Consider the following 22,703-nt stretch of genomic DNA (forward strand, 5'->3'; position numbering starts at 1 on the left):
CGGCGGGGAGTGGGCGGCCGGAAAGGGCTCTGGACATTAACAGTTAAGAGTCTTAATAATGAGCGCGGACGTGGACGACCGTGGATCGGTTCATCGTCGTTCCGGCGGTCCCACCCCCGGACCGCGCCCACCGGCCCGCGCACGCGGCCCGGTCGCACCCCCCCGCCCCCGACCCGCTCCGGTCCACTGGAGGCCACCCGTGAGACTCCGCTCCCCCCGCGCGGCAACCCTCGCCGTCGCGCTCGCCGCCGCCCTGGTCACCGGCACGCTCGTGGCCCCGTCGGCCGCGTCCGCCGCCACCGCCGCCTTCGTCCGCACCGCCAGCTGGGGCAGCGGGTACGAGGCCAAGTTCACCGTCACCAACGACACCTCGACCGCGATCAGCTCGTGGACCGTCGCGTTCGACCTGCCCTCGGGCAGCACCGTCGGGTCGTTCTGGGACGCCCGGCTGAGCAGCTCCGGCCAGCGCGTCACCGCCCTCAACCAGAGCTGGAACGGCAGCCTCGCGCCGGGCGCCAGCACCACCTTCGGCTTCGTCGTCGCCGGCACCGGCGACCCGACGAACTGCACGGTCAACGGCGGGGCCTGCACCGGCGGCGGCCCCGGCAACCCGACCGGCCCGGCCACCCCGGGCGGGCTGCGGGTCACCGGCACCACCGCCTCGTCGGCCACGCTGGCCTGGAACTCCGTCTCCGGCACGGTCACCGGCTACCGGATCTACGAGGGCGGCACGGTGAAGGCCACCGTTACCGGCACCTCGACCACCGTCTCCGGGCTGGCCGCCTGCTCCACCCACAGCTGGACCGTCACGGCGTACAACTCCGCAGGGGAGTCGGCGAAATCGGCAGCGGTGTCGGCCACCACCACCGGCTGCACCGGCGGCAACGGCACGATGGCCGCCGCCCCCTACCTCTACCCCGGCTGGGGCGACCCGCCCGCGCCGGCCACCGTGATGGGGGCGACCGGGGTGAAGTGGTTCACCATCGCGTTCGTGCTCTCCGGCGGCGGCTGCACCCCCGCCTGGGACGGCTCCGGGCCGCTCACCGGAGGCGCGCACGCCAACACCATCGCCGCGATCCGGGCAGCCGGCGGTGACGTCATCCCGTCGTTCGGCGGCTGGAGCGGCAACAAGCTCGGCCCGAACTGCGCGTCGGCCAGCGCCCTCGCCGGGGCGTACCAGCAGGTGATCAACGCGTACGGGTTGAAGGCGATCGACATCGACATCGAGAACAGCGACGAGTTCGAGAACGAGGTGGTGCAGGACCGCATCCTCGGCGCCCTGAAGATCGTCAAGCAGAACAACCCGGGGATCAGGACGATCGTCACCTTCGGCACCTCGACCACCGGGCCGTCGTACTACGGCACCCGGCTGATCAACCAGGCCGCCGCGCTCGGCGCGAACATCGACACCTTCACGATCATGCCGTTCGACTTCGGCGGCGGGGCGAACATGTACCAGAACACCGTCAACGCCGCCGAAGGGCTGAAGACCACGCTCAAGTCGGCGTTCGGCTGGTCCGACGCCACCGCGTACGCGCACATGGGCATCAGCGGCATGAACGGCCTGTCCGACCAGCGGGAGCTGACCTCGCCGGCCACCTGGACGCAGATCCGGGACTGGGCCAAGGCACGGGGGCTGTCCCGGTTCACCTTCTGGTCGGTCAACCGCGACCGCGCCTGCCCGGACGGGGGAGTGGTCGCCAACTGCTCCGGCATCGCCCAGAACCTCTGGGAGTTCACCTCGATCACCGCGAGGTTCTGAACAACACCGCCCGGTGGGGCCGGCCGGTCCGACGGTCCGGCTCCATCGGGCGGGGCGGCTCCACCGGCGGGGCGGCTGCTCGGCCGGGCGGTCTTCATGCCCGCCGTTGTCTAATGGCCGTACCTCTCACCCTGCCCTCGCGGCCCTTCGGGCGGGGTCAACCCGTGCCGGTCGGGCGGTGCGGTGGTCCGGTCAGTGGTCGGCGGACACCGAGCGTCGGTCGCCCCGGTCACCCCGGTCACGGCGGGAGCGGATCTTCTTGCCGGCCCAGCTCACGATCATGACCGCGAAGACCGCGAAGATGGCGTAGTTGAACCAGTCGCTGTACTTCTCCACGTCCTGCCAACGCGAGCCCAGCGTGTAACCGAGGCCGACCACCAGCGCGTTCCACACCCCGCTGCCCAGCGTGGTGAGCAGCACGAACTCGCCCATCGGCATCCGGTTCGCACCGGCCGGGACGGAGACCAGGCTGCGCACCACCGGCACCAGCCGGCCGATCAGCACCGCCCACCGGCCGTGCCGCTCGAACCAACGGTCGGCCTTCTCCAGGTCCTCCCGGTCGACCAGCGGGATGCGGTCCAGCCAGTGCTTGAGCCGTTCCTCGCCGATCGCCGCGCCGAGCCAGTAGAGCACCAGCGCGCCGACCAGCGAACCGACCGTCGCGGCGAGGATGATCACCACCAGGCTGAACCGGCCCTCGGCGGCGAGGTAGCCGGCCATCGCCAGCACGATCTCGCTCGGGATCGGCGGGATGATGCTCTCCAACGCCACCAGGAAGGCGACGCCGACCGCGCCGAGGGAGTCGATGACGCCCGCCACCCAGCCGGTCAGCCCGGTGAACTTGTTCGGGTCGACGTTCTCGGCGAGAGCCATGGGCGTCCTTCCAGCGGGCCGGCGGGATCGGACAGTGGTACCCAGCCGGCCACCACTTACACCCTGCGGTGAGGGGGCCCACCCGCCGAACCCCACCGCTGCCCGGTTGCGCCGTCCGACCCACGCCACCAGGAGACCGTTCGCAGCCGGTCATGCCGCCAGGAGACCGGGCGGTCGCAGCCGGTTGAGCCGGGGCTCAGTCGCAGGGGTGCAGTCCCCGGTCCGCCGGGCCCTGTCGCCAGCCGGTGAACCGGACGGTCAGCCCGCCCCGGGTGGGCGCACAGCAGAACGGCCCGGCCAGGGCCACCGCGTCCGGGGCGAGCGGGGCGAGCCGCACCAGCCGCCACGGCCCGTCGGCGACCCGCGCCCGGACCGTCAGCGCGTCGCCGCTGCGGCTGGCCCGCACGGTCACCTCCCGGCCCTGCCAGTCCGGCACCGGGGCCACCGACCAGTCGGAGAACTCGCGGGTCACCACCGCGCCGACCTGCGGCAGTCCGTCGCTGACCTCCACCCCGGCCTTGATCCAGTTTTGCTCGTCCACCCGCACCAGCACCCCGGCCTGGTCGAACTGGGCGGTGTAGTCGAGCAGGAAGTCCACCTCGACCGCGTCGTCGGCCGGCAGCGGGGCGAGCAGCGCCGGCCCGTCGTCGTGGACGAAGCCGTAGCTGGTGTGCCGCCACAGGTCGCTGTTGGCGGCCGGCTCCACCAGCAGCGTGCCGTCACCGGCCCGGTCCACCCGTACCGGTGGGTGCAGCCACCGGCCCTCGTCCCAGTCGACCGTGCGGGAGCCGTCCGTCGGATGCGCAGCCATGCCCGGACCGTACCCCGCACCGGCCCGTCCCGGGTCGGTGCGGTGGCCACCGACGGACGATGGAACGGGCCTCGCGTTTGCGGCGTCGAGCGATCGGAGACATTAGGCCGGCATGGGTGACAGGTGGTATTCAGAGGCCGTCGTCTACTGCCTCGACGTCGACACGTACGCGGACTCCGACGGTGACGGGGTCGGTGACTTCCGGGGCCTGATCGGCCGGCTCGACTACCTGGCGCGGCTGGGGGTGACCTGCCTCTGGCTCAACCCGATCCATCCCTCGCCCAACCAGGACGACGGATACGACGCGACCGACTTCTACAACGTCGACCCGCGGCTGGGGACCCTCGGTGACTTCGCCGAGCTGCTGCACCAGGCACAGAACCGGGGCATCCGGGTCATCATCGACCTGGTGGTCAACCACACCTCCGACCAGCACCCGTGGTTCCAGTCGGCCAGGTCCTCGCCCGACTCGCCGTACCGTGACTGGTACGTCTGGGCCGACCAGGAGCCGGCGGACCGGCACCAGGGCATGGTCTTCCCGGGCGAGCAGCACGAGACGTGGAGCTACGACCGGACCGCCAAGGCGTGGTTCTACCACCGCTTCTACAAGTTCCAACCGGATCTCAACATCGAGAACCCGAAGGTCCGCGCCGAGATCAAGAAGATCACCTCGTTCTGGCTCCAGCTCGGCGTCTCCGGTTTCCGGATGGACGCCGTGCCCTTCATCATCGAGCAGACCGAGCCGGGCAACCCGAACGCCCCCAAGGACTTCGACTTCATCACCGACCTGCGCCAGCACGTGCAGTGGCGGCGCGGTGACGCGGTGCTGCTGGCCGAGGCGAACGTCGAGCCCGACCAACTGCCGGTCTACTTCGGCGACGGCGGCGGCTCGGGCAACCGGATCCACATGCTCTTCGACTTCATGCTCAACGGCCGGCTGATGCTCGCCCTCGCCCGGGAGGACCCGGAGGCGATCATCGACGCGCTGCGCGACACCCCGAAGCTGCCCACCGGCGGCCAGTGGGCGACCTTCCTGCGCAACCACGACGAGATCGACCTGTCCCGGCTCACCGCCGACCAGCGCAACGACGTGCTGGCGAAGTTCGGGCCGGACGAGAACATGCAGCTCTACGGCCGGGGCATCCGGCGTCGGCTCGCCCCGATGCTCGGCAACGACCGCCGGCACATCGAGCTGGCGTACGCGCTCCAGTTCTCGTTGCGCGGCACGCCGGTGCTGCGCTACGGCGAGGAGATCGGGATGGGGGAGAACCTCGCGCTGGACGGGCGGGACGCGATCCGTACCCCGATGCAGTGGTCGTACAAGGAGAACGGCGGTTTCTCCACGGCGGACCCGGAGAAGCTGATCCGCCCGGTGATCGACAAGGGTGACTTCGGCTACCAGCAGGTCAACGTCACCGCCCAACGGGGCGACTCGACGTCCCTGCTGGCCTGGTTCGAGCGGATGATCCGGACCCTGCGGGAGGCCCCGGAGATCGGCTCCGGCTCGACCTCGCACATCGACGTGCCGATGCCGGCCGGGGTGCTCGCGCACCGCGCCGACGGCCCGACCGGCACCATGGTCTTCCTGCACAACCTCGGCACCGAGGACGTGGAGGTGGACCTGAGCACCCTGGCCGCCGAGGCGGACCTGCCGATCGACGTCCTGACCGACCGGGGTTACGGCGACGTCGGCAAGCTGGACAGCCTGAAGCTGGGCGGGCACGGCTACCGCTGGATCCGGCTCTGCCGCTCCACCACCTACTGACCGTCACCCCCGTCGACGTCCCGGCCCGGCCGGGACATCGGCGGGGGTCGGGGCGGGTAGGCTCCTTCGATCGAGCCAGAAGTTACCGGGAGGTAGTCATGTCGGAGGAGTCCCGCGTCGCCATCGTCACCGGAGCCGCGCGCGGCATCGGCGCGGCCACCGCCCGGCGGCTGGCCGCCGACGGCATGGCCGTCGCCGTGGTCGACATCGACGAGGCGGCGACCGGGCCGACCGTGGACGCGATCACCGCCGCCGGTGGCCGGGCCCTCGGTGTCGGCGCGGACGTCGCCGACCGGGAGCAGGTCGAGGTCGCCGTCGAGCGGGTCGCCACCGAACTGGGCGGGCCGACGGTGCTGGTCAACAACGCCGGGGTGCTGCGGGACAACCTGCTGTTCAAGATGACCGACGCCGACTGGGACACCGTGCTGGGGGTGCACCTGCGCGGCGCGTTCCTGTTCAGCCAGGCCGCCCAGCGGCACATGGTCGAGCAGAAGTACGGCCGGATCGTCAACCTGTCCAGCACCTCGGCGCTGGGCAACCGGGGCCAGGCCAACTACGCGGCGGCCAAGGCCGGCCTCCAGGGTTTCACCAAGACCCTCGCCATCGAGCTGGGGCCGTTCGGGGTGACGGTCAACGCGGTCGCCCCCGGCTTCATCGTCACCGACATGACCGCCGCCACCGCCGCCCGGATGAAGGTCGACTTCGACGACCTGCAGAAGCACGCCGCCGCCGAGATCCCGGTCCGTCGACCCGGCCGCCCCGAGGACGTCGCGCACACCATCTCGTTCCTGGTCAGCGAGGGCGCGTCCTTCGTCTCCGGGCAGGTCATCTACGTCGCGGGCGGCCCGAAGGACTGACCGGGCCGGGCGTCCGGCCCCGGGCCGGCGTCAGCCGTCGGAGCCGGAGCCGGCGTCAGGACCCGGACCGGAAGCCGGCGTCACGACCCGGACCCGGCTCCGGCGTCAGGACCCGGACCGGAAGCCGGGTGTCAGGAGTCGGCGGCGGTGCGGGTGCGGGTGCTCCAGAGCCAGAGCAGCCCCAACACCGGCAGCACCAGCGGGATGTAGCCGTAGCCGCTGCCGAAGCCGGACCAGACCGTCTCGTCGGGGAAGAGCTCGGCGTCGACCAGGCTGAGCACGCCGACGCCGACCACCCCGACCAGCTCCACCGAGCAGCAGGCCAGCGCGACCCGGCGGCCGGCGTGCCCGGCGCGGGCCAGCCCGACCGCCGCCACGATGTAGATCAGCGCGGCCACCGCCGAGAGCAGGTACGCCACCGGCGCCTCGTCGAACTTCGTGGCGATCTGGAGTGCGGCCCGGGAGGTGGCGGCGATGGCGAACAGGATGTAGACGGCGATCAGCAGCCGTCCCGGCCCCGCGTTGGTGGCGCGCGCCGACGCCCGGGTGTCAACCACCGACGACCTCCCAGGTCTGCTGGAGCCGGACCACGACCACCGGCAGGACCAGGCAGACCGCGCAGACGATCGCCGACCCCCACCGGGTCGGCTCCATCCTGGCCAGCACCCAGGCCAGCAGGGGCAGGCAGACCAACGTCACCAGGTATCCGAAGAACGCGCCGGGTTCGCCGGCCCGTTCTCCGCCGACGACCGCGACCAGGGCCAGGGTGGTCAGCGCGAGCAGCGCCACCTCCAGCAGGCCCAGGCCGACGGACTGCACGAGGTCCGGCGGCCGGTGCCGGACCGCCGCCACCAGGCTCCACAGCGCGAGTACGAGCGACAGCACGATCGTCGCCGTGGCGAGGACCCCGTCCACCGGCGAGCCGGCCGACGCCGCGGCGGTCATCGCGGCCCTCCGATGGGTGTCTCGGTCACCGGCACAGCCTACTAACCAGCGTAGTAATCGCTGTCGTCCCGGTCCCCGTCCCGGATGGCCCCGGTCCCGGTCCGGCGAACCGGTCCCGCCGGAGCGGGCGGTGGGGACGACCGGTCGCCACGCGGACAACGGCGCTCCCGACCCGGTCCCGGCTGTGTCGCCCGGTCCCGGCTGTGTCGCCCGGTCCCGGCTGTGTCGCCCGGTCCCGGCTGTGTCGCCTGGGCGGGGCGGCTAGCGTGGGTGACGGCCACGGTGTCGCGTGGCCCGACGAGACCGGGGGTACCACGTGCTGCGGTTCGGCCTGTTCGGCACCGGTCACTGGGCGGCGCAGACGCACGGCGCGGGGCTGGACGCGCATCCGCGCGCCGAGTTGGTGGGCGTCTGGGGGCGCGACCCGGAGAAGGCCGGCGCACTGGCCGCCCGGCACGGTGTACCGGCGTTCGCCGACATCGACGCGCTCCTCGACGTCTGTGACGCGGTGGCCGTGGCACTGCCCCCGCACGTACAGGCCGGGATCGCCATCCGGGCCGCCACCGCCGGCCGCCACCTGCTGTTGGACAAACCCCTCGCGCTGAGTCTCGCCGAGGCCGACCGGCTGGTCGCAGCAGTGCGGGCCGCCGGGGTGGCCTCGGTGGTCTTCTTCACCCAGCGGTTCCACCCGAACGTCGACGGCTTCCTCACCGCCACCGCTGCGGCCGGCGGTTGGCAGCACGCCCGCGCCACCCAGTTCGCCTCGATCTACCAGCCCGGCAGCCCGTACGCCGGTTCCCGCTGGCGGCGGGAGCAGGGGGCGCTGTGGGACATCGGCCCGCACGCCCTCTCGATCGTCTTGCCGGTGCTCGGCCGGGTCACCCGGGTCGCCGCACTGGACGGTCCCGGTGGGATGGTGCACCTGGTGCTCACCCACGACGGGGGTGCCACCAGCGCGCTGTCGCTGACCCTGGACGCCCCGCCGACGGCGCTTGCCCGGGACTTCGTCTTCTACGGCGAGAACGGCGTCGAGACCGTACCGCCGGGCGACGGCAATGCGCTGACCGCCTTCGGTACGGCCGTCGACCAACTGCTGGGGCAGATCGACTCGGGTGAGCGGGACCACCGGTGTGACATCCGGTTCGGCCGGGAGGTGGTGGCGGTCCTGGCGGCGGCGGAGACCGCCCGCGCCGAGGCCCGCACCGTCGACCTCCACCACTGACCGCCCCGATCCGGCCGGCTTGTCGGGGGTCGGCCCGTCGCTGGTAGGGCATGTCACAGGTCGGCTGACCGTGCGTCGGCTCGGCGTGCGGCGGGCCATCGTGCGTCCGGGCTCGGTCGTCGGGCGGGCTCGGTCGTCGGTCGGGCTCGGTGGTCGGTCGGGTGTGGGGGTGGTGGTCCCGTGGTGCGGTCGGGCTCGGTGGTCGGTCGGGTGTGGGGTGGTGGTCCCGTGGTGCGGTCGGGCTCGGTGGTCGGTCGGGTGTGGGGGTGGTGGTCCCGTGGTGCGGTGGGCTCGGTGGTCGGTCGGGTGTGGGGGTGGTGGTCCCGTGGTGCGGTGGGCTCGGTGGTCGGTCGGGTGTGGCGGCGGTGGACCCATGGTGCGGCGAGGAGCGTGATGCCTGGGCGGCATAAATATGCCGCTGCGTCATATCGGTGTCTGGGCAATGGTGTCCCTGCCGGGGTCACGCTGGGTAGCTGGTGGCGCGGCGCGGGACAGCCCGACAGCGGTGCTGGCGGGCCGCGGTCCCGGTGCCGTGCGCCTCGACGTAGGGCATCGTCCTGCGGACCGGACCGGACCGGACCGGACCGGACCGGGGTGGGACCGGATGGGCCGGCCGCCGGAGCACCGTCAGCGCGGCCGATCTTTCCGGCCCGGCGGTGGCGGCGCGGGTGCTGATCGGGTCAGGTGTCGTGGGCCCGGTGGTGTCGTGGGCCGGTGGTGTCGTGGGTTGGCGGGGTCATGAGCCGGTGGGGCGGTGGCGGACCGATCCGGAAATGCCTTGCGGAACGTGGGAGGTGCGTTAGCGTGGCGGCCATGTGCATGCACGCCCTGATCAGCGTGGCCGTCACGTCGGCCGCGCGGGGGCCCCTCCTGGTGGCCCGCCCGCGAGTCCGGCGTCCGGCCCTGGCCGGCCGGGACGCCCACCGCGCCTGACCTGACGAGACCGCCTCGGCGTGATCACGCCGACCCCGGTCACGCCGATCCCGGTCACGCCGACCCTGATCACGTTCCCCGTGTTCACGCTCTGCCTGATCACGCTGATCTGAGCAGGGGTCTGGCCTGATCGTCGCCTGCCCCGTCACCGCGTAGCGTCCCCCTGCCGATCCCCAGGGTCGTCCGAGTCCCGATCCACTCGGACAGGCCCCGCGTCGTGCTGCGCCTGTCCGTACCGTCGCCGGTCGGCGACAGACAGGACGAACCCGTGGCGCCCCGCCGAGACCGCACCACCGCACGCGACCGGTCCCGTCGCGTACTGTCCCAGAATTTTCTCGCCGACCCGGCCGCCGTGACGCGGATGGTCCGGGCGGCCGATACCGGCCCGGACGACCTGCTGCTGGAGGTGGGTGCCGGTCGCGGTCAGCTGACCCGGCCGCTGGCCCGACGGTGTGGCCGGTTGATCGCCTACGAGGTCGACCCGACCGTCGCCCCCGAGTTGGCGGCGGTGTGTGCGGCGCTGCCACACGTGGCGCATCGGCAGGCCGACTTCCTGACCGTCGCGCCGCCCGACGAGCCGTTCGCCGTGGTCGGCAACATTCCGTGGTCGTTGACCGCGGCGGTGGTCCGCTGGTGCCTCGCCGCGCCCCGGTTGCGCGCGGCCACCCTGCTCACCCAGTGGGAGTACGCCCGCAAGCGGACCGGTGACCTCGGCCGGTGGAGTCGGTTGACGGTGCTGACCTGGCCGGAGTACGACTGGCGGCTCGCCGGGCGGGTGCCGCGCACCGCGTTTCGTCCGGTGCCCGCCGTCGACGGGGGCATCCTGCGGATCGACCGTCGGCCGGAGCCGCTGCTGGCCGTGGCCGCGCTGCCCGCGTACCGGCGGATGGTGGAGCTGGGGTTCGGCGGGGCGGGCGGGTCGCTCGCGGCCTCGCTGCGGGCGGCCCATCCCGGCCGGCGGGTCGACGGTGCGCTGCGGGCGGCGCGGATCGACCCGGCCACCCCGGTCGGGCTGGTCTGGCCGGAACAGTGGTTGGTGCTGTTCCGGCTGTTGCACGCTGCCACCGCACCGGGCCGACCCGGTGACCGCCGGTGGTGAGCGGGGCCGCCCGCTCTGGGCCCAGGTATCCGGGTGGGGGCTCAGGCGAGGGTGGTGAGGGCCTCGTTCAGGTCGGCCGGGTCCTCGAACTGCTCGGCGGGCAGCGCCCGCAGCAGTTGGAGCAGCTCGGTGCTCGCCCCGTTCTCCTGACCCCAGCGGACCAGGTCCTCGCGGGAGACCGGGTAGTCGAGCCCGGCCAGGTACTCCTGCAACTGCAACCCGGTGACGCTCATGCCGCCGGCTACCCGTTCCGCCCGCCGCCACACCGGCCGGTCCCGCCACACCATCGGCGGTTTGTCCGCCGACCCTGCCGGGTAGCCCCGCCCATGCTGGTACAGCGGCTCGGTACGCCTAGCGACTTCGACCCCCTGCTGGAGCGGGTCCGGGACGCCCGCGTGGTCATGATCGGTGAGGCGACGCACGGCAGTTACGACTACTACCGGTTGCGCGAGCAGCTCACCCGGCGGCTCATCGCCGAGCAGGGGTTCGACTTCGTGGCGGTGGAGGGGGACTGGCCGGACTGCGACCGGGTGCACCGGTCGGTGGTCGGCGCACCGGGTGGCGCCCAGGACCCCCGGACCGCGCTGGGACGGTTCACCCGCTGGCCGACGTGGATGTGGGCGAACGCCGAGGTGGACCGGTTCTGCCGGTGGCTGCGGGCGTGGAACCTGGAGCGTCCGGAGCGGGAACGGTCCGGCTTCCACGGGCTGGACGTCTACAGCCTCTGGGAGTCCATGCAGGCGATCTTCGACTATCTCGGTGAGGAGGACCCGAAGTCGATGGAGGCCGCCCAGGACGCGTACCGGTGCTTCGAGCCGTTCGGCCGGCGGGTCGAGGAGTACGGCGCGGCCAGCCGGTTCGTCTCGGCGCGCTGCGAGGAGGAGGTGATCCGGCTGTTGGCGCGTACCCGGGCACATGTCGCCTCGGACGGCCCGGACGCCTTCGCTGCCTGGCAGAACGCGGAGGTGGTGGCGGGGGCGGAGCGGTACTACCGGGCGATGGTGCACGGTGGGCCGGATTCCTGGAACGTGCGCGACACCCACATGGCGGACACCCTGGAGAGGTTGCTGACCCGCTACGGACCCGGATCACGCGGCATCGTGTGGGCGCACAACACCCACATCGGAGACGCCCGCGCCACCGACATGGCCGGCGACGGGATGGTCAACATCGGGCAGTTGGCCCGGGAACGGCTGGGCCGCGACGCGGTGGCGCTGATCGGCCTCGGTGGTTACCAGGGCACTGTGGTGGCCGCCCCGCACTGGGGGTCACCGGCCGAGGTGATGACGGTGCCGCCGGCCCGGGAGGGTTCGGTGGAGTCGCGGCTGCACGAGCTGCTGCCGGAGCGGGCGGTGCTCGTCTTCGGTGGCCCCGACCAGCCCGACTGGGTCACCGGCACCGCCGACCACCGGGCCATCGGCGTGGTCTACGACCCGACCTTCGAGCGCTGGGGCAACTACGTCCCGAGTCGGCTGGCCGACCGCTACGACGCCTTCATCTGGTGCGACACCTCCACCGCCCTGCACCCGCTACCCACCCCCAGCACCGTAGCCGAACTGGAGACCTACCCCACCGGCCTCTGAGCCCCGCTCCCATGTGGATCATGGAGTTGTGGTGCCGGACGGAACGGGGCGAAAAACCCCGGGTCGGCACCACAACTCCATGATCGGCAGGGTCAGACGTTGACCGGTTGCTTGTCGAGGTGGGCGCGGAGGCCCTCGCCCTCGATGTCGACGTTGGGCAGGGCGCGGTCGAGCCAGCGGGGGAGCCACCACGCCCTGGTGTTCAGCAGGGACATCACGGCGGGGACGATGGTCATCCGGACCACGAAGGCGTCGATGGCGACACCGATCGCGAGCGCGAAGCCCATCGACTTGATCACCGGATCGTCGAGGAAGACGAAGCCCCCGAACACCGACATCATGATCAGCGCGGCGGCGGTCACCACCCGGGCCCCGTGCCCCATCCCGTTGATGGTGGCCTGCCGGGCCGTGTCACCGTGCACGAAGTCCTCCCGCATCCGGGAGACCAGGAACACCTCGTAGTCCATGGCCAGGCCGAACAGGATGCCGATCAGCAGGATCGGCAGGAAGCTGATCAGCGGGGCCGGGCTGTCCAGGCCGACCAGGCTGGCCAGGTGGCCCTGCTGGAACACCGCGACGGTGATGCCGAACGTGGCGGCCACCGTGAGCAGGAAGCCCAACGCGGCCTTCACCGGCACCAGGATCGACCGGAACACGAGCATCAGCAGCAGGATCGACAACCCCACCACCAGCAGCAGGTAGACCGGCATCGCGGCGGAGAGCTTCTCGGACACGTCGATGCCGATCGCGGTCACCCCGGTCAGCAGCACCTCGGCGTTGCCGACCGAGCCGACCCGGTCCCGGATGTCGTGGACCAGCGTCTCGGTGGCGGCGTCGGTCGGCCCGCTCTTCGGGATCACCCCGAGCAGTGCCGTCCGACCGGTCGGGTCGAGCTGCGGTGGGGCCACCGCCAGCACCCCGTCCGTACGCTGGATCAGCGCCGCGACCTGCGGCACGGCGGCTGCGGTGTCCTGCGCGGAGTCCGAGGTGACCACCACGGCGAGCCGGCCGGTGAAGCCCGGACCGAAGCCCTCCCGGATCAGGTCGGCGCTGGTGCGGGCCGGGCTGCCCACCGGGGCGGTGCTGGCGTCCGGCAGCGCGATCCGCATGTCCTGGGCCGGCAGGGCGAGCAGCCCGAGGCCGAGCAGGCCGACCAGGATGACCGGGATGCGCAGCCGGGTCACCCACTGCGCCCAGCGGAACCCGAACCCGGAGCGGTCCTCGGCGGCCGGCGCGGTCTCCACGGTCTCGACGGCCTCGACGGTCTCGGTGGCCGGGGCGGCCTTGCGCAGCCGGCGGGGCAGGACCCGGCGGCCGGCGAAACCGAGCAGCGCCGGGGCGAGGGTGATCGCCACCAGCACCGCCACGCTGACCGTGCCGGCGGCGGCCAGACCCATCACGGTCAGGAACGGGATGCCGACGACGGCGAGCCCGGCGAGCGCGATGACCACGGTCGCCCCGGCGAAGAGCACGGCGGAACCGGCGGTGCCGACGGCCCGGCCGACCGCCTCCTCCGGGGTGAGTCCTTCGAGCAGGTGCTGCCGGTGCCGGGAGGTGATGAACAGCGAGTAGTCGATGCCGACCGCCAGGCCCAGCATCAGCGCCAGGATGGGCGCGGTGCTGGTCAACTGGACCGTACCGCTGAGGGCGAACAGGCCGGCCATCCCGACCCCGACGCCGATCAGCGCGTTCAGCATGGTCATCCCGGCCGCGACCAGCGAACCGAAGGTGACGATCAGGACGATCGCGGCGACCAGCACGCCCAACGCCTCGGTCGAGCCGACCTCCGGCTCGGAGTTGAGCACCTCACCGCCGGGGGCGATCTGCCAACCCTGCGCCTCGGCCTGCGCGCCGACCTTCTCGTACGCCTCGCGCTGCTCGGGGGTCACCTCGTCCCCGCCGGTGGCGAACTGCACCTGGATCAGGGCGTACCGGCCGTTGGGGGTGATCGCCTGGGACTGGTACGGGTCGACGGCGCCGACCACGCCGGGCAGCGTCGACGCCTCCTGGACGACCCCCTTGACGACGGACTGCCCCTCAGGGGTGGTCAACTGGCCGTCGGCGGGCGCCTTCACCGCGATGGTGCCGGTGGCGCCGCTGGCTGCCGGGAACCGCTCGGCGAGCAGGTCCAACGCCTGCTGCGACTCGGTGCCGGGCATGGTGAAGTTGCTGGCTGTCGGGCCCTTCAGGGTGGCTGCGGCGATGCCGAGGCCGACGAGTACGACGAGCCAGACGGCGACGACGAGTCGCCGGCGGCGCAACGATGCCCGGCCTAGCCGGTACAGCAGGGTCGCCATCAGATCCTTGTCCTCAATCCTGGTGTTGGTGGTCGGGAGTTGGCGGTGGTGCGGCAGTCACGAGGACCCGCTGGGCGACGGCCAGCAGGGCGGGACGCAGTTCCTCGTCGGGGATGTCGGCGAACGTGCCGCATCCCTCGGCGATGCCGGCGAGCAGGACCAGCGCGGCGACCCGCGCGTCCTGCCCACCGTCGGGGCCGGTCATCGCCTCGATCAGCCGTTCCGAGATGAGGTGGATGTGGGCGAAGGCCGGTTGGGCGAGCAGCTCCGGGAACTCCCCGCGCAGCAGCGCGATCTCGCCCCGGAACCGCACCGCGAGGTCGACGAAGCCCTCTGCCGCCGCCTGCTGCGCCGCCGCCCCGGTCAGCGCCGAGATCCGCTCGTCCAGCTCGCAGAGCACCGAGATCGGCCCGGCCATCAGCTCGGCGAGCAGGGCCTCCTTGCCGGCGAAGTGGTAGAGCACCGCCGCCTTGGAGCAGCCCACCTCGCGGGCGATGTCCTGCAACGAGGTGCCCTTGTAGCCGGTAACCGCGAACCGCCGGGCCGCCGCGGCGAGGATCTCACCGTGGGTGCGGGGGGTGCGCCGGATCATGCGTTCCAGCATGCCTGACCGATCGGTCAGACACTGACCGATCGGTCAGAGAAAGACGGTGGCGTTCGCCACAGGCCCGGTCCGCACCGCGCTCAGGCCCCGTCATGCCCCCGGTCGTACGCGGCCCGCGCCTGGCTGATCGCCGCCCGGTGCCGCTGTGCCCAGTCGGTCAGCGCCACCAACGGCTCGTACAGCTCCATCGCCATCGGGGTGGCGCGGTACTCGACCCTCGGCGGCACGGTCGGGTACGCCTGCCGGTGCAGCAGGCCGTCCCGCTCCAGGTTACGCAGCGTCAACGTGAGCATCCGCCGGCTGATCCCCTCGATGCCCCGCGCCAACTCGTTGAAGCGGACCGGCCCGGGGGAGGCGGCCAACAGGATGCCGATGCTCCACTTGCCGCCCACCCGGTCCAGCGCCTCCCGCAGCGTGCAGTCACCGTCCCGGCCCGCGCCGGCACACCCGGCACCATCCCGCTCCGCGCCACCCCGCTCCCGACTGTCGGGCCCGCCGCCGCCCTGCGCAGTTTCGTCCTGCTCGGCGTCGGAGTCCTGTTCAGCCTCGGACTCCTGCTCGGCGTCGGCATTGTCGCCGCTGTCCTGTTCGGCGTCGGTGTAGCCGTCGCCGTCCTGTTCCACGTCGGGGGTGCCGTCGTCGTGTTCCTGGGGCACGGGGTGCCTCCTTCCACCGGTGTCATGGTCACAGACGACCCCTCGGTGACGGGTTCGGTGGCCGACCCGTGTCGGGGTTGCGCCGGGGCCGTGCGCCCGGGAGGGTGGGCGGATGGCGGGGGCGCAGGAGACGCGGGACGGGGTCGGCCTGACCAACCTGGAGCAGCTGCTGCTCGCCGGTGACGAGGTGACCAAGCGGGACCTGGTCGACTACCTGGACACCGTGCACGACCACATCCTGCCCGGCCTGCGCGACCGGCCGCTGTCGGTGGTCCGGCTGCTGCGCGGGCAGGAGCCGTTCATGCAGAAGAACCTGCCGAAATACACCCCCGAGTGGGTACGCCGCACCGCGATCTGGGCCGAGACCTCGCACCGCCAGGTGTCGTACGCGCTCTGCGACGACCGGCGCACCCTGCTCTGGTTCGCCAACCAGCGGGCGATCGAGTACCACCCGGCGCTGGTCACCGCGACCCGGCCCGAGCAGCCCACCCATCTCGTGCTCGACCTCGACCCACCCGAGGGGGACGCCTTCGCGGCGGTGGCCCGGGTCGCCGGGGCGGTCCGCCGGGCGCTGGCCGACGTCGGACTGGCCGGGGCGGTGAAGACCAGCGGCGCCAAAGGGCTGCACATCTTCGTCCCGGTGCACCCGGACACCACCGCCGAGGAGGTGGCCGCCGCCACCCGGGCGCTCGCCGTACACACCGAGCGCCTCGACCCGGAGTCCGCCACCACCGCCTTCATCCGGGAGGACCGGGGCGGTCGGGTCTTCGTCGATCCGACCCGGGCCGGCGGGGCGACCGTGGTGGCCGCGTACAGCCCCCGGCTGCGCCCCGGGCTGCCGGTGTCGTTCCCGGTGGGCTGGGACGACCTCGACACGATCAGCCCCGGGGACTTCACCGTGCGGACGGTCCCCGCGCTGCTCGGTGACCGCGACCCGTGGGCCGAGGCGATGCCCGCACCGCAGCGGCTCCCGGCCGACCTGGTCGCCGAGGGCCGCACCATCCCGGTGCCCCGGGTGCAGGCCATGCACGAGGGGAAACGCCGGGCCAGAGCCCGCCGCGAAACCCCCTGACCCGCCGCCTGCCCAGGATGGGCGGTGATCGGTTCCCGTGGCTGCCTGCCCGGCCCGGCGGTGACCGACTCTCGTGGGCCGGTATGGCGGCATCGCCGAGCCGTGACAACGGCACGAGGGCGACATTGAGTCGGTCAGCGCGGTGGCACAGACGCCCGCCACGGCCGCTGACGGCCGGACCTGGCCGGAGATACGACGAAGGCCACTGATCGGGTTTACCCTGGTCGGCGGCCTTCGTGTGCTGGTCTTGGCTTTCTTAGCAAGTGTGCCCCCGGCAGGATTCGAACCTGCGCCCCCGCCTCCGGAGGGCGGTGCTCTATCCCCTGAGCTACGGGGGCTCAGCGACCTGAGAAGAGTAGCAAACCCCCTTCCGGATCACCGAATCGCCACCCGGCACCCCCCCGGTGCTGTCCGCTGACCTGCATGATCGTGACGCCGCGGAGCCACCCCGACCGCCATTGGTGGCGGGCGGAGCGTCACTGCCGGTGGTGGGGCGAGCCGTCACCGTTGGTGGTGGGACGCGCCGCCGGCAGGTGAGCCGTCACCGGCGGCCGGAGCGAGCTGGTCAGGCAGCGGCCAGGGTGCGTCCGCAGCTGGGCAGCGGGTGCAGGGCGATGCGCCGGGGGAGCCGGCGGGGCCATTCGTTCCGGGGCCAGGAGCCGTCCACGATCAGGTGCACCGGGTGCTGGTCGGCGCCGCTGAGCCGGAACACGAAGTCGCGGGGCAGCGGTGGGTCCACGCTGGGCGTGGTGACCATGAACCGGACCCGCCCCCGGGACGACACCGCCGAGATCACCTCGGCGGCGGGCATGGTGCCCCGCAGGCGTACCCGGCCGATCCAGTAGACCTCCGCGTCGTGTTCCTGGGCGGCCCGGGTGATGACCGGGTACTCGCCGCGTACCCAACGTTCGACCGCGCCGACGCAGAGCCCGCAGGCCCGTTCGCGCGGCTCCCGGGGGCCCAACCCCCAGGCCCGCAGGTACGCCCCGACCGTGCCGGCGTCGATCGTCAGGTCGAAGCGGCGTTGGATCAGTGCGGCGAGGCTCTGCCGCGTCCACAGCTCCTCGTCCAGCCCGAACTCGTCGGGGTGGACGCCTCGCAGTACGTCGATCAGTTCGAGTTCCTGTTCCCGGCTGAGCGCTCCCGACTCGCCCTGCCGGTGTCCGCGACGGGCGGCTGCCACCGCTCCGTCACCGCCGATGGTGTGGCGTCGGCACCAACTGGTGACCGAGCGCCGCGCGTCTCTGAGTGCAACCCCCACGTCCTGCGCAACGAGCACGAATCACAACTGGTCACGATATGTGGGTAGAAAAGTCTCTTAGGTCTTCAAAGGTGCGCGGCACGCCAAAAACCCAAAACGCCCATAACTCCCTGGCGGTAGGGGATGCGGCGCGGCCCGGGCCGCTGACGCTTCGGGGAAGGCCGGCAGTCCGAGGGCATGCGGGGGCGAGACGTGCAACAGGTGCGTGGGGGTTCCAGTCGGGCGGAGACCCTCAGGTGTGGGGGAGGCCGGAGACGTGCGGAGGCCCGCGTCCGCCGGAGCGGGACGCGGGCCTCCCAGGAGGGCGGGCGGGTCAGCCGCCCAGTCGCTTCAGCGCGTTCTGGAGGTTGGTCAGGTCCGTCTGCTGGGTGTTCTTCATGATCTGCGCCACCGCGAGGACGTCGTCGTCGCCACCGGCGTCGAGGATGCCCTGGATCATGTGGATGCCGCCGAGGTGGTGCTTGATCATCATCTGGAGGAAGAGGACGTCCAGCTCGCGCCCCTGGGCGACGCGCAGCTTCGCCATCTCCTCCGGGGTCGCCATGCCCGGCATCAGACCGTTTTCGATCTTGCCGGTGCCGTCCGGCATCCAGGCCATCCGGGGCTGGTCGCCGGTCGGGTCGAGCCCCCACGACCGCAGCCAGGTCTGCATGGTGCCGATCTCGCCCTGCTGGCCGGTGGCGATGTCGCCGCCGATCTGGCGAACCTCAGGGTCGGTGCCCCGGTCGAAGGCGATCAGCCCCATCTCCACCGCCTGGGCGTGGTGGGTGGTCATGTCCCGGGCGAAGCCCGCCTCCGCCGAGCTGTCACCCGGTCGGGTCAACGTCGGGGTCAGCAGACCGCCGGCGTACCCGAGGAGGAGACCGACCACGACGGCGGCCGCCAGGGCGAGCAGGCCGTAGCGGCCGGCGGGCCGCCGGTCACCGGAACCGGTGACCGAGGGCTCGACGGGCGGTGTGTCGGTCGTCGCGGGAGCGGTCATCGCCACGTCCTCACTGGGTGGGCTGCTGCTGTTGCTGCGGGACGTTGTCGCGCGGGGCCGTGCCGGTGGCCGTGATGCCCTGGCCACAGTTGGCGTTCGGACCCTCGACCGAGGCGTTCACCCGCAGCGTCTTGATGAACTCGTCGATCCGGCTGTCGTCGGCGTTGTCGACCTTGAGCTGGTAGCCCCACGCCTGGAGCGAGATCGGCTTGTCCAGCCCCTCGAACGGGCTGAGCATGACCTTCTCCACGCCCTGCGTCTTGCTGCGGAGCTTGCTGACCTGATCGGCCGGCAGGTCGGGGCGGTAGGTGATCCAGACCGTGCCGTGCTCCAGGCTGTGCACCGCGTGCTCGTTGGCGATCGGGGCGTCGTAGACGTCACCCATGCAGTTCTGCCAGGCCGGGTTGTGCGGGCCGGCCACCGGCGGGAGGACGTCGTACTTGATCGCGCCCTGCTGGTGCTGGCCGCCCTGGACGAGCTTGGGGTCCTTGTCCCGGAAGTCGACGATGCCGTCGATGTCGGCGGCCCGCTGCTCCCACGACTTGGAACCCTGGAAGGCCGCGTACGCGCCGTAGCCGATGATCGAGACGGCGAGCACGCCCACGGCGACGAACAGGGCGATCGGGCCCCACGAGCGGCCCTGGCTCACCTTCACCGGCGTGATCGGCTTGCGGGGGCCCTTGCCGCCCGAGGTCTGCCGGGGCGCGCCCGCGGACTTGCCGCCCCCGGGCTTGGCGACGGCCGCGGGCCGGCCGGCCGCCGGCTTCTTACCGGTGCTGACCACGGTCGGACGGCGCTCAGGGCCGCCCGGGGTGCTGATGCTCATCGTGCCTCGTCAGGTCGGTCGGTCAGGGGATCTGGCGGGCCGGGTGACGCTCAGGGTCGCCGCCGAGTGCCCGAGTCTACCCCCGATAACATGGTTCGGTGACTCCCGCAGAACTGGCCGAGGTCGTCCTCTCCGCAGCCCACGCCGTTTTCACCGAGCGTGGGCTCGACCCCGCCGCGCTTCCGGCGCGTACGGCGGTGGAACGACCGCGTAATCCCGACCACGGCGACTACGCCTCGACGCTGGCGCTCCAGCTCAGCAAGAAGGTGGGCGTCCCGCCCCGGGAGCTGGCGGCGGCGCTGGCCGACCAGCTCGGCCGGGCGGCCGGGATCAAGTCGGTGGAGATCGCCGGCCCCGGCTTCCTCAACATCCGGCTCGACGCCGCCGCCGCCGGCCAGCTCGCCCGGGTGATCGTCGAGGCCGGCGAGGAGTACGGCCGCAGCGACCGGCTCGCCGGGCAGCGGATCAACCTGGAGTTCGTCTCGGCCAACCCGACCGGCCCGGTGCACATCGGCGGGGTCCGCTGGGCGGCGGTCGGCGACGCGCTCAGCCGGCTGCTGCGGGCCACCGGCGCCGACGTCGGCACCGAGTACTACTTCAACGACGCCGGGTCGCAGATCGACAGGTTCGCCCGGTCGCTGCTGTGCGGGGCCAAGGGCGAGCCGGCCCCCGAGGACGGCTACGGCGGGGCGTACATCGCCGAGATCGCCGAGCAGGTCCGGGCGGTCCGGCCGGACGTGCTCGACCTGCCCGACGGCGAGGCCCAGGAGGTTTTCCGGGTCGAGGGCGTGACGCTGATGTTCGCCGAGATCAGGTCCTCGCTGCGCGGCTTCGGGGTGGAGTTCGACACCTACTTCAACGAGAAGGACCTGCACGACCGGGGTGAGCTGGACCTCGCCCTGGACCGGCTGCGCGCGCAGGGTCACCTCTACGAGGCCGACGGGGCGACCTGGCTGCGCACCACCGACTTCGGCGACGACAAGGACCGGGTGCTGCGCAAGTCCAACGGCGAGTGGACCTACTTCGCCGCCGACTGCGCCTACTACCTGGACAAGCGGGAACGCGGCTTCGAGCGGGTCGTGATCATGCTGGGCGCGGACCACCACGGCTATATCGGGCGGATGAAGGCGATGTCCGCCTGTTTCGGCGACGACCCGGCGGTCAACCTGGAGATCCTCATCGGCCAGCTGGTCAACCTGGTCCGCGACGGCGTCCCGCTGCGGATGAGCAAGCGCGCCGGCACGGTGGTCACCCTGGAGGACCTGGTCGACGCGATCGGGGTGGACGCGTCCCGCTACGCGCTGGCCCGCTACTCCAGCGACTCGCCGATCGACATCGACGTGGAGCTGTGGACCCGGGCCACCCGCGACAACCCGGTCTACTACGTGCAGTACGTCGCGGCCCGGACGGCGAGCGTCGGCCGTAATGCCGCCGAGGTCGGCCTGAGTCGGGGCGACGGGGCCGGGTTCCACCCCGAGCTGCTCGACCACGACAAGGAGAACGAGCTGCTCAAGGCGCTCGCCGAGTTCCCCGCCGTGGTCGCCGCCGCCGCCGAGCTGCGCGAGCCGCACCGGGTGGCCCGCTACCTGGAGGACCTCGCCGGGGCGTACCACCGGTTCTACGACAACTGCCGGATCCTGCCGCGCGGCGACGAGGAGGTCACCGACCTGCACCGGGCCCGGCTCTGGCTCAACGACGCCACCCGTACGGTGATCGCCAACGGGCTGCGCCTGCTCGGTGTCTCCGCCCCGGAGAGGATGTAGCCCTGATGCGTGCCCACGAAGCCGGTGCGATGCACGGCGACATCGGGGACCGGGGGCCGGGCTGGCTGCGTCCCCCGGCCGACGTCAACGCCCTGGTCCCGCAGCTCTGGCCGCGTCAGGTGGAGCGCGGCACGGGCGGTGCGCTGACCGTCGCGGGCCTCGACGTCCGTGAGCTGGCCGCCGAGTACGGCACCCCGGCGTACGTCCTCGACGAGGACGACCTGCGCTCGCGCGCCCGGGACTTCCGGGCCGCCTTCCCCGACGTCGACGTCTACTACGCCGGCAAGGCCTTCCTGTGCCGGGCGGTGGTCCGCATGATCGCCGAGGAGGGCCTGCACCTGGACGTCTGCTCCGGCGGCGAGCTGGCCACCGCGCTGTCGGCCGGGATGCCGGCGGAGCGGATCGGTTTCCACGGCAACAACAAGTCCGTCGCCGAGCTGACCCGGGCGCTGGACGCCGGGGTGGGGCGGATCATCCTCGACTCGTTCACCGAGATCGACCGGCTCACCGCGCTGGCCCGGGAGCGCGGGGTCCGCCCCGGCGTGCTGATCCGGGTCACCGTCGGCGTGGAGGCGCACACCCACGAGTTCATCGCCACCGCCCACGAGGACCAGAAGTTCGGTTTCTCGCTGGCCGGCGGGGCCGCCGCCGCAGCCGCCTTCACGGTCATCGACGAGGGTGTGCTGGACCTGCGCGGGCTGCACTCGCACATCGGTTCGCAGATCTTCGACACCAGTGGCTTCGAGGTGTCCGCCCGCCGGGTGCTCGCCCTCCAGGCGCAGATCCGCGACGCCCGGGGGGTGGAACTGCCCGAGCTGGACCTGGGCGGCGGCTTCGGCATCGCGTACACCACCCAGGACGACCCGGCCACCCCGGACGAGCTGGCCAAGCGGCTCCGCAAGATCGTCGACTCGGAGTGCGCGGCGGAGAACCTGAGCGTCCCGCACCTGTCGATCGAGCCGGGCCGGGCCATCGTCGGGCCCGCCGTCTTCACCCTCTACGAGGTGGGCACCGTCAAGGACGTCGACGGGCTGCGGACCTACGTCAGCGTGGACGGCGGGATGAGCGACAACATCCGGACCGCCCTCTACGACGCGTCGTACTCGGCCACGCTTGCCGGGCGGGCCTCGACCGCCGAGCCGCTGCTGGCCCGCGTGGTGGGAAAGCATTGTGAGTCCGGGGACATCGTGGTGAAGGATGAATTCCTGCCCGCCGACGTGCAGCCCGGAGATCTTGTCGCCGTTCCCGGCACGGGAGCGTACTGCCGCAGCATGGCCAGCAACTACAACCATGTGCCCCGCCCCCCGGTGGTCGCGGTGCGTGACGGCCAGGCCCGGCTGATCGTGCGGCGGGAGACCGAAGAAGACCTGCTCGCTTTGGATGTGGGATGAC

The 22,703-nt window shown here is 72.2% G+C and carries 20 protein-coding genes and 1 tRNA gene; 9 read left to right on the top strand and 12 right to left on the bottom strand.

The annotated features are described in order from the left end of the window. Positions 1-199: 199 nt before the first annotated feature. Positions 200-1,762, top strand: coding sequence for a cellulose binding domain-containing protein (locus tag JQN83_RS18470; protein WP_208568373.1), 1,563 nt, complete (start codon positions 200-202; stop codon positions 1,760-1,762). A 192-nt stretch (positions 1,763-1,954) separates the two neighbouring features. Here JQN83_RS18470 and JQN83_RS18475 read toward each other — a convergent pair whose 3' ends face one another. After that, positions 1,955-2,635: a DedA family protein gene (locus tag JQN83_RS18475; RefSeq protein ID WP_208568374.1), complete on the bottom strand. Its 681-nt coding sequence runs from the start codon at positions 2,633-2,635 to the stop codon at positions 1,955-1,957. A gap of 196 nt (positions 2,636-2,831) precedes the next feature. Beyond that, positions 2,832-3,446, bottom strand: a complete 615-nt coding sequence (locus tag JQN83_RS18480) for a DUF1349 domain-containing protein (protein ID WP_208568375.1) — start codon at positions 3,444-3,446, stop codon at positions 2,832-2,834. A gap of 112 nt (positions 3,447-3,558) precedes the next feature. Here JQN83_RS18480 and JQN83_RS18485 point away from each other — a divergent pair, with 112 nt between their 5' ends. Both JQN83_RS18485 and fabG read left to right on the top strand, forming a co-directional pair. Next, positions 3,559-5,211, top strand: a complete 1,653-nt coding sequence (locus tag JQN83_RS18485; protein WP_208568376.1) for an alpha-amylase family protein — start codon at positions 3,559-3,561, stop codon at positions 5,209-5,211. A gap of 98 nt (positions 5,212-5,309) precedes the next feature. Continuing rightward, positions 5,310-6,068 carry a 3-oxoacyl-ACP reductase FabG gene (gene fabG, locus JQN83_RS18490; RefSeq protein ID WP_208568377.1) on the top strand — a complete coding sequence of 253 codons (759 nt, stop codon included), beginning with the start codon at positions 5,310-5,312 and terminating at the stop codon, positions 6,066-6,068. Between the two features lie 131 nt (positions 6,069-6,199). On the opposite strand, the gene JQN83_RS18495 is transcribed toward fabG, so the two are convergent. Both JQN83_RS18495 and JQN83_RS18500 read right to left on the bottom strand, forming a co-directional pair. Further along, positions 6,200-6,625 (bottom strand): hypothetical protein, encoded by a 426-nt coding sequence (locus JQN83_RS18495; RefSeq protein WP_208568378.1) that lies wholly within the window; start codon positions 6,623-6,625, stop codon positions 6,200-6,202. Next, positions 6,618-7,013, bottom strand: a complete 396-nt coding sequence (locus tag JQN83_RS18500; RefSeq protein WP_208568379.1) for a hypothetical protein — start codon at positions 7,011-7,013, stop codon at positions 6,618-6,620. The genes JQN83_RS18495 and JQN83_RS18500 overlap by 8 nt, the downstream gene beginning before the upstream one ends. 316 nt (positions 7,014-7,329) lie before the next feature. On the opposite strand from JQN83_RS18500, the gene JQN83_RS18505 reads away from it, so the two are divergent. Further along, positions 7,330-8,235, top strand: coding sequence for a Gfo/Idh/MocA family protein (locus JQN83_RS18505; RefSeq protein WP_208568496.1), 906 nt, complete (start codon positions 7,330-7,332; stop codon positions 8,233-8,235). Between the two features lie 1,201 nt (positions 8,236-9,436). Then, entirely contained in the window at positions 9,437-10,267 is an 831-nt protein-coding gene (gene erm, locus JQN83_RS18510; protein WP_208568380.1) for an ErmE/ErmH/ErmO/ErmR family 23S rRNA (adenine(2058)-N(6))-methyltransferase, read from the top strand. Positions 10,268-10,308: 41 nt separating this feature from the next. On the opposite strand, the gene JQN83_RS18515 is transcribed toward erm, so the two are convergent. Next, positions 10,309-10,500, bottom strand: coding sequence for a DUF2795 domain-containing protein (locus tag JQN83_RS18515; RefSeq protein WP_208568497.1), 192 nt, complete (start codon positions 10,498-10,500; stop codon positions 10,309-10,311). Positions 10,501-10,593: 93 nt separating this feature from the next. On the opposite strand from JQN83_RS18515, the gene JQN83_RS18520 reads away from it, so the two are divergent. Next, positions 10,594-11,850, top strand: coding sequence for an erythromycin esterase family protein (locus tag JQN83_RS18520; protein ID WP_208568381.1), 1,257 nt, complete (start codon positions 10,594-10,596; stop codon positions 11,848-11,850). Positions 11,851-11,942: 92 nt separating this feature from the next. Here JQN83_RS18520 and JQN83_RS18525 read toward each other — a convergent pair whose 3' ends face one another. From JQN83_RS18525 to JQN83_RS18535, 3 genes are all read right to left on the bottom strand, one after another. Next, complete coding sequence (locus JQN83_RS18525) at positions 11,943-14,147, bottom strand: MMPL family transporter (RefSeq protein ID WP_208568382.1); 2,205 nt, start codon at positions 14,145-14,147, stop codon at positions 11,943-11,945. Between the two features lie 13 nt (positions 14,148-14,160). Then, entirely contained in the window at positions 14,161-14,739 is a 579-nt protein-coding gene (locus JQN83_RS18530; protein ID WP_208568383.1) for a TetR/AcrR family transcriptional regulator, read from the bottom strand. 92 nt (positions 14,740-14,831) lie between these two features. Continuing rightward, positions 14,832-15,164 (bottom strand): winged helix-turn-helix transcriptional regulator, encoded by a 333-nt coding sequence (locus JQN83_RS18535; protein WP_208568498.1) that lies wholly within the window; start codon positions 15,162-15,164, stop codon positions 14,832-14,834. A gap of 355 nt (positions 15,165-15,519) precedes the next feature. Between JQN83_RS18535 and ligD the strand changes: the two genes are divergently transcribed. After that, complete coding sequence (gene ligD, locus JQN83_RS18540) at positions 15,520-16,479, top strand: non-homologous end-joining DNA ligase (protein ID WP_208568384.1); 960 nt, start codon at positions 15,520-15,522, stop codon at positions 16,477-16,479. A gap of 266 nt (positions 16,480-16,745) precedes the next feature. Here the strand turns inward: ligD and JQN83_RS18545 are convergent. From JQN83_RS18545 to JQN83_RS18560, 4 genes are all read right to left on the bottom strand, one after another. Continuing rightward, positions 16,746-16,817: transfer RNA gene (locus tag JQN83_RS18545), tRNA-Arg, on the bottom strand. Between the two features lie 227 nt (positions 16,818-17,044). Then, positions 17,045-17,740, bottom strand: a complete 696-nt coding sequence (locus JQN83_RS18550) for a winged helix-turn-helix domain-containing protein (RefSeq protein WP_208568499.1) — start codon at positions 17,738-17,740, stop codon at positions 17,045-17,047. Positions 17,741-18,053: 313 nt separating this feature from the next. Then, positions 18,054-18,722 carry a DUF305 domain-containing protein gene (locus tag JQN83_RS18555; RefSeq protein WP_208568385.1) on the bottom strand — a complete coding sequence of 223 codons (669 nt, stop codon included), beginning with the start codon at positions 18,720-18,722 and terminating at the stop codon, positions 18,054-18,056. A 10-nt stretch (positions 18,723-18,732) separates the two neighbouring features. Further along, complete coding sequence (locus JQN83_RS18560; protein WP_208568386.1) at positions 18,733-19,548, bottom strand: thioredoxin-like domain-containing protein; 816 nt, start codon at positions 19,546-19,548, stop codon at positions 18,733-18,735. Between the two features lie 98 nt (positions 19,549-19,646). Between JQN83_RS18560 and argS the strand changes: the two genes are divergently transcribed. Together argS and lysA are read left to right on the top strand one after the other, a co-directional pair. Beyond that, positions 19,647-21,311: an arginine--tRNA ligase gene (argS, locus tag JQN83_RS18565; RefSeq protein WP_208568387.1), complete on the top strand. Its 1,665-nt coding sequence runs from the start codon at positions 19,647-19,649 to the stop codon at positions 21,309-21,311. Positions 21,312-21,316: 5 nt separating this feature from the next. Beyond that, positions 21,317-22,702 carry a diaminopimelate decarboxylase gene (gene lysA, locus JQN83_RS18570; protein WP_208568388.1) on the top strand — a complete coding sequence of 462 codons (1,386 nt, stop codon included), beginning with the start codon at positions 21,317-21,319 and terminating at the stop codon, positions 22,700-22,702. Position 22,703 lies beyond the last annotated feature (1 nt).

This window comes from Micromonospora antibiotica (assembly GCF_017599305.1).
Lineage (GTDB): Bacteria > Actinomycetota > Actinomycetes > Mycobacteriales > Micromonosporaceae > Micromonospora > Micromonospora antibiotica.